General features: G+C 62.9%; 6 protein-coding genes. 1 reads left to right on the top strand and 5 read right to left on the bottom strand.

All coding sequences use genetic code 11. The features are described from left to right. The 3 genes from NDI87_RS15820 to NDI87_RS15810 form a co-directional block, all read right to left on the bottom strand. The coding region (locus tag NDI87_RS15820; protein WP_296276436.1) for an ABC transporter permease subunit at positions 1–436 on the bottom strand (436 nt) is incomplete at its 3' end. Continuing rightward, entirely contained in the window at positions 436–1,134 is a 699-nt protein-coding gene (locus NDI87_RS15815) for an ABC transporter permease (RefSeq protein WP_296276434.1), read from the bottom strand. The genes NDI87_RS15815 and NDI87_RS15820, both read right to left, overlap by 1 nt. Before the next feature lie 58 nt (positions 1,135–1,192). Then, positions 1,193–1,960, bottom strand: coding sequence for a transporter substrate-binding domain-containing protein (locus NDI87_RS15810; RefSeq protein WP_296276432.1), 768 nt, complete (start codon positions 1,958–1,960; stop codon positions 1,193–1,195). 147 nt (positions 1,961–2,107) lie between these two features. On the opposite strand from NDI87_RS15810, the gene NDI87_RS15805 reads away from it, so the two are divergent. After that, positions 2,108–3,577, top strand: coding sequence for a bifunctional aminoglycoside phosphotransferase/ATP-binding protein (locus tag NDI87_RS15805; protein WP_296276431.1), 1,470 nt, complete (start codon positions 2,108–2,110; stop codon positions 3,575–3,577). Between the two features lie 90 nt (positions 3,578–3,667). On the opposite strand, the gene NDI87_RS15800 is transcribed toward NDI87_RS15805, so the two are convergent. Together NDI87_RS15800 and NDI87_RS15795 are read right to left on the bottom strand one after the other, a co-directional pair. Continuing rightward, complete coding sequence (locus tag NDI87_RS15800; RefSeq protein ID WP_296276430.1) at positions 3,668–6,235, bottom strand: ABC transporter permease; 2,568 nt, start codon at positions 6,233–6,235, stop codon at positions 3,668–3,670. Further along, the coding region (locus NDI87_RS15795; RefSeq protein WP_296276429.1) for an aminotransferase class IV at positions 6,228–6,458 on the bottom strand (231 nt) is incomplete at its 5' end. The genes NDI87_RS15800 and NDI87_RS15795, both read right to left, overlap by 8 nt.

Raw genomic sequence — 6,458 nt, 5'->3', positions numbered from 1 at the left:
TGGTCTGGAAGCGGCTCATGCCGTAGGCGTGCGCCGCCTCGATCTCGCCGGCACTGGTTTCACGGATGGCACCGGCCAGCATTTCAGCGGTGTAGCCGGCGGTGTTCAGGCTGAAGGCCAGCAGGGCGCAAAAGAAGGGCTCCTTGAAATGTGTCCAGGGCCACACCGAGTCCCAGCGTTCCTGAATCCATTCGAGCTGACCCAGGCCGTAATAAATCAGATAGACCTGAATCAGCAGCGGCGTGCCGCGAATGACAAAGGTGTAGGCGCCGACCAGCCAGCGCAGCGGTGCCCACGGCCCGGTGAGCATCAGCGCAAAAATGAGCGCCAGCACGGCCCCCACTGCGAGTGACGAAAACAGCAGCCACAGCGTGATGACGATGCCGTTGCCAAACAGTGCCAGGTTGTCTGGCTCGAAAATGACGGCCCATTCCATTACAACTGCACCCGTTTGGTGCCCAGGCTATAGCGGGCGTTGAGCTTTTTCAAAGCAAACAGGCTGATCGTGGTGTACACCAGAAACAGCGCACCGGTGAACAAAAAGAAGGCAAAAGGCGAGCGCGTTGCGGCGCTGGCCTGCTTGGCCAGATAGGTCATTTCCTGCAGGCCGATCAGGCTCACCAAAGCGGTCGACTTGATCAGCACCAACCAGTTGTTGGTAAAGCCGGGCAGGGCGTAGCGCACCATTTGTGGCAGCGTGATGCGCATGAAGGTTTGCGTGCGGCCCATGCCAAACGCCCAGGCGGCCTCCATCTGACCTTGGGGAATGCTCAGGATGGCGCCGCGAAAGGTCTCGGTCATGTAGGCGCCGTAAATGAAGCCGATGGTAATGACGCCGGCGGCAAAGGGCTCGATGTCCACGGTGGCCTCGCTGCCCATCTTTTCCAGCAGGGTGTTGATGCCGATCGTGCCGCCGTAAAACACCAGCAGCATCAGTACCAGGTCAGGGATGCCGCGGATGATGGTGGTATAAAAAGTGCCAATGGCCACCAGCACCGGTCGCCCCGACAGTTTGGCGGCGGCACCCAGCAGCCCCAGAATGATGGAGACCAGCAGCGCGCCCAACGACACCCCGACCGTGAGCAGGGAGCCTTGCAAAATAACCAGGAGGTAAGACTGCGTGGTGGAAGTCATGGAAGCGCCAGTCAACCGACTTTTGCATGCACGCCAAAAGCCGGTTTCTTCTGATCAATTACTTGCCGTAAACGTCAAACTTGAAGTACTTGTCGTTGATGGCCTTGTATTTGCCGTTGGCGCGAATGGCCTTGATGGCGGCGTTGAGTTCACTCTTCAGCGCGCCCTGACCCTTGCGCAGCGCAATGCCGGCACCGGTGCCGAAGTACTTCGGAATATAGAGTTCATCGCCGACAAAATGGTAGTTTTCAGCGCCCGGCTTGTCCAGGAAGCCGCCGCCCACTTCCATGATGTCAGCCACGGTGCCGTCCAGACGGCCAGCCTTGATGTCCAGATAGACCTGGTCTTGTGCGTCGTAAGACACCACTTCGACACCCTTGGTCTTGAGTTCGCCCAAAGCGTATTTTTCTTGCGTGCTGGCTTTCAGGACGCCGATTTTTTTGCCCTTGATGGAAGCCGGGCCGCCAAACTTGATGTCTTTCCTGAGCACGATCTTGCTCGGGGTGTTGTAGTACTTGTCGGTGAAGTCAACCACTTTCAGGCGATCTGCGGTGATCGACATCGAGCTGATGATCACGTCGTATTTCTTGGCCTGCAGACCGGGGATCATGCCGTCCCAGGCTTGCTCGACAAAGACGCACTTGCGCTTGATTTGTTCGCACAGGGCACTGGCAATGTCCACGTCAAAGCCGGTGGGCTTGCCGTCAGCGGTCTTGAAGGTAAAGGGTTCGTACGTGGCATCAATGGCCACCTTGAGGTCTTTGCCCTGGGCAAAGGCGGCGGTGCACAGAACGCTGATGGCAGCAGCAAGCAGAAGTTTTTTCATAAGCAGCTTTCTCAAAAATGCCAAGGCGCACCCTGGCGGGTTAATAAAAAATTAAAAACTGATTCTACGTTCAGACGCCGCCCCGGCAGGGGTTGGTTTCTACCAGTTCAGGCCAAATCTGGCATCATGGCGTGCATGGAGCCCATCTTGCCGCCTTTGATTCAAGCCCTGCTCGATCCGGCACGTTATCCGGACGGCGTCGTGTGGGTGGAACTGGTGCAAACCCATATTTCCTGGGTGCTGCTGGCCGGTGACTTCGCTTACAAGATCAAAAAGCCGGTCAAGCTGGCGTTTCTGGATTTCAGCACGCTGGCTTTGCGGCAACACTACTGTCAGGACGAGTTGCGCCTGAACCGCCGTTTTGCGCCTGAGCTTTATCTGGCGGTGGTTGGTATTTTCAACACGCCGCAAGACCCGCAGTGGCAAGGTTCGGGCGTGCCGATCGAATACGCCGTCAAGATGCACCGTTTTGAAGAATCGGCAAGGCTTGACCATGTCTGCGCGCGTGGCGAGTTGCAGGTCTGGCATCTGTCGGCGCTGGCCGATACCCTGGTGGCGTTTCACCAGACTGCGGCGGTGGCGCCAGCGGGTTCGCGCTTTGGCTCGGGTGAACACATCCTGCAACCCGCGCTTGACAACGTCACCGACCTGTTGCGCCTGGTGCCTGAGGCGGGCCTGCAGGCCCGGCTGACAGCCTTGCGCGACTGGACCCAAACGCAATTTCAGCAACTTGCGCCGCTGATGCAGGCGCGCCAGCAGGCGGGCTGGGTGCGGGAATGCCATGGTGACCTGCACCTGGCCAACATGGTGCTGATCCAGGGGCGGGTGCAGTTGTTTGACTGCATCGAGTTCAACGAAGACCTGCGCTGGATGGATGTGGCCAGCGAAATCGCCTTTGTCTACATTGACCTGCTGGCGCACCAGCAGCCGGGTCTGGCCGGCTGGCTGCTCGACGAGGTGCTGAGCCGCAGTGGCGACTACCAGGCGGCGCGTGTGCTGCGCTTTTACGCGGTCTATCGCGCCATGGTGCGGGCCAAGGTGGCGGCGTTGCGCTCGGCACAAATCCAAGGCGATGCCAGCGAGATCGATACCTATGTGGCGCTGGCGGAGCGCCTGCTGGCGCCGCCTGTGCTGCGTTTGGTGATCACCCATGGCTTGTCGGGTTGTGGCAAAACCGTGGCCTCCGACGCGTTGTTGCAGGCCGACCCGGATGCGGCCACCCTGCGCTTGCGCTCGGATGTAGAGCGCAAGCGACTGTTCGGGCTGGCGCGCAGCGCCGCCAGTGGTTCCGGTGTGGGCACTGGCCTGTACGCGGCCGATGCTCACGAGCGCACCTATGCCCACCTGCGCGAGCAGGCCGCCATGCTGTTGCAGGCCGGCTGGTCGGTGCTGGTGGATGCGGCCTTTTTGAAGCGTGCCGACCGCGATGCTTTTTGTGTGCTGGCGCAGCAGATGGGGGCCGCTTTCAACATCCTGGCGCCGCAGGCCACGCCTGAGCAATTGCGCCAGCGCATCATGGCGCGCAGTGCTGCCGGGAAGGATGCCTCGGAGGCCACGTTGGCCGTGTTGGCGCAGCAGATGCTAACCATCGAGCCTGTGGGGCCGGATGAAGCTTGACATGAAGAAGCATTGTCATTGCGAACGAAGTGAAGCAAGCCATGACCTCCCGGCTGCATGGACTGCCGCGCTGCGCTCGCAGTGACGGGGTCACCAATCTTCCTTGACCGCCAGCACCGCATCCTGTCCAGCCGCTGCCCGGGCGGCCAGCCAGGCGGTCAGCGTGCCTGCGGCCACCACCGCCAGGCACAGGCCCAGCAGCTTGAGCCAGGGCAGCATCAGGTCCATGGTCCAGTGAAAACTTTGCGGGTTCACCACCTGCACCAGCACCACTGACACAACCAGGCCCAGGCCCAGCCCCGCCAGTGCACCCAACAGCGTCCAGGCCGCACCCTCAAGAGCGACCACGGTCAGAATTTGTCGCCGTGTCAGCCCCAAATGCGCCAGCAGGCCAAACTCCTTGCGCCGGGCCAGCACCTGGGCGCTGAAGCTGGCCGCCACGCCAAACAGGCCAATCGCAATCGCCACCGCCTGCAGCCAGTAGGTGACGGCAAAACTGCGGTCAAAAATACGCAGCGAGGTGGCGCGGATCTGCCCCGGTGTGCCGAACTCCATCAGGTCACCGATGCCAGTACCCATCTGTTCTGCCAGCGCACGCAGTTCCTGTTGCAGCTTGGGCGCGTCCGCCGGGTCGGTCAGCCACAACGCCAGGTCGTTGGCGCGCTGGTCGCCGGTGAGGCGCTCGAAGGCGGTCCGGTCAATGGCAATGGTGCCGCTTTGGCGCGCGTAGTCGCGCCAGACGCCCGCCACAAAGTAGGAGGCTTCGGCTGCCTGTCCTGCTTGTGCCAGGGACCTGAACGTTTTGTCGAGTGGTGCAAAGGTCTGACCCGGCGTGGCGTCATGCAGGTCCACCACTGCTTCGCTGACGTAAATGCCGATCTGCCCGGTGGGCACCGGCAGGGGCTCGCCCACCAGCGGCAGGCTCCTGGCCGGGTCTGATAATTCGCGGGCGATCAGCGCCACCGGCGGCAGGCTGGGTTTGAGCAGCAGCGGCACCACACGCTGCGCCTGCAATTGCTTGACACCTTTCAAGGCAGCGGCAGCCTGAACAAATTCAGGGCTGAAATAGACCGTGTCGCTGGCGCCCAGGCTGGCGGCACTGCGCACATACAAATCGGCGGGCAGCACCTGGTCGAGCCAGTGAGTAACCGACTCCCTGAAGCTTGCCACCATCACTGTCAAAGCCACGGCCAGGCTCAGCGAAGCCACCACCCCGCTGACCGCCACGGCCGCCGTTTCACGCTGGTGTCGGGCCCGCGCCACCGCCAGCAGCGGCAGGGTCTGGCGTGCCACCCATGGCGCGATGCGGTCCAGCAGCAGGCCAATCAGCCAGGGCAGGGCGGTGATGCCGCCCACCAGCAGCAAGGCCACCGACAGATAGGCCGCCACCGGAATCCCCCAGACCGCTGGCGCCCGGGTCAGCGCGGTGCCAACAAGGATCAAAAGCAAGCTGAGCCAGTGGCTGTGCGGGTTGACCAGCATGCCACCCAGCCCCTTCAGGGTTTGTGCCGGTGGCAGGGCTTGCGCCGCCTTGGCCGGCCACCAGCCGCCCACCAGCGCGGCGGCCACACCCATGGCGCCATAGATCAACGCGGCCCAGCCACTGAATTGCAGCCGGGGCGCGGTGCCGGTAAAAAAACCGCCGCCCAGGTCGCCGCCCAGCAGGGTCAGAGCCAGCGCCGCCAGGGCGGTGCCCAGGGCGATGCCGGCGGCGCTGCCCAGCAGGCCCAGCGCCAGCGATTCCCACAGCACCAGGCGCAGGCGTTTGCGGCCGCTCAGTCCCAGCACGCCCAGCAGCGCAAACTGCTGCGCACGCTTGGCCACGCTTAAGGACAACACCGAGAACACCAGAAACGCGCCGGTGAACAGGGCAATGAAAGCCAGCACGGTCAGGTTGACGCGGTAGGCACGCGACAGGTTGTTGATTTGCGATTGCGCGTCACCGGGCACGCTCAATGTGAGGTCGGCGGGCCAGTCGGGGGCGCTTTGCAGGCTGCGGGCAAAGTCGTCGCGGTTGACGCCTGACTTCAAGCGCAGGTCGATGCGGCTCAGTTGCCCCTGCTTGCCGAACAGTTCCTGGGCCGCGCCAATGTCCATCACCGCCAGCGCCCGGCCGCTGGCGCGCACGCTGCCGGCCACGTTGACCGGCATCAGCCCCAAGCCGCTTTGCAGCTTCAGGTTTGGCCCGGCAAGCGGTTGTGCCGCCGGGTTCAAAAAAACCTGCGCCGGCGCAAACAGCGCGAAACGGTCAACTGGTTGCTTGTCGCCGGCTGCTGTCGGCAACGGCATCAGATCAGGGGCCACAAACGCCACCACCAGCGCATCGACGCCGACCACCTGCAGGCTGCGCTTGCCCTCAGGGGTGATGGCGTAAGTGCCAACTTCGAGCACCGGCGAGGCCCGCGCCACCTGCGGCAATCTGGCCATCCGGGCAAACAGGGATTCGTCGAACTGGCCCTGCACGCCGCGCAATTCCAGGTCGGGCTGGCCGCCCACCGAGCGCGCCGCCTGCGAGAACTCATCGAGCGCCGAGGCGTTGATCAAATGCACCGAAAACGCCAGCGCCACGCCCAGCATCACCGCCACCACCGCCGCCGCATTGCGCCAGGGGTGGTGTCTGAACTCTTGCCAGGAGAAGGTTTTAAGCAGGTCAAGCATGGGGTGGAGGGTTGGATGGCAAAAGCTGAGCCGGCAACCAGCCACGCAGGCTGTTGACAAAGGCCAGCGCCTGTACCCGCGGCAAGTCGTCAACCCGCACCACGGCCTCAAGCAGACGGCCTTCTTTCAAAGCCATCGCGCGCCCGATACCGTCGAGCAGCCCGCAGCGTAGTGGCGGTGTCACCCAGCGGTCATCGAGCAGCAGGGCGATGTTGCCGCGCGT

The sequence above is a fragment of the Rhodoferax sp. genome, from assembly GCF_023701345.1.
GTDB lineage: Bacteria > Pseudomonadota > Gammaproteobacteria > Burkholderiales > Burkholderiaceae_C > Rhodoferax.
Note: the sequence above shows the minus strand (reverse complement) of the source record. Positions and strands in the feature narration are given on the sequence as shown.

What these genes read in the sequence shown, in the direction of transcription:
- NDI87_RS15815 (WP_296276434.1), bottom strand. Translation starts at nt 1,134, where the DNA reads ATGACTTCCACCACGCAGTCTTACCTCCTGGTTATTTTGCAAGGCTCC.
- NDI87_RS15810 (WP_296276432.1), bottom strand. Translation starts at nt 1,960, where the DNA reads ATGAAAAAACTTCTGCTTGCTGCTGCCATCAGCGTTCTGTGCACCGCC.
- NDI87_RS15800 (WP_296276430.1), bottom strand. Translation starts at nt 6,235, where the DNA reads ATGCTTGACCTGCTTAAAACCTTCTCCTGGCAAGAGTTCAGACACCAC.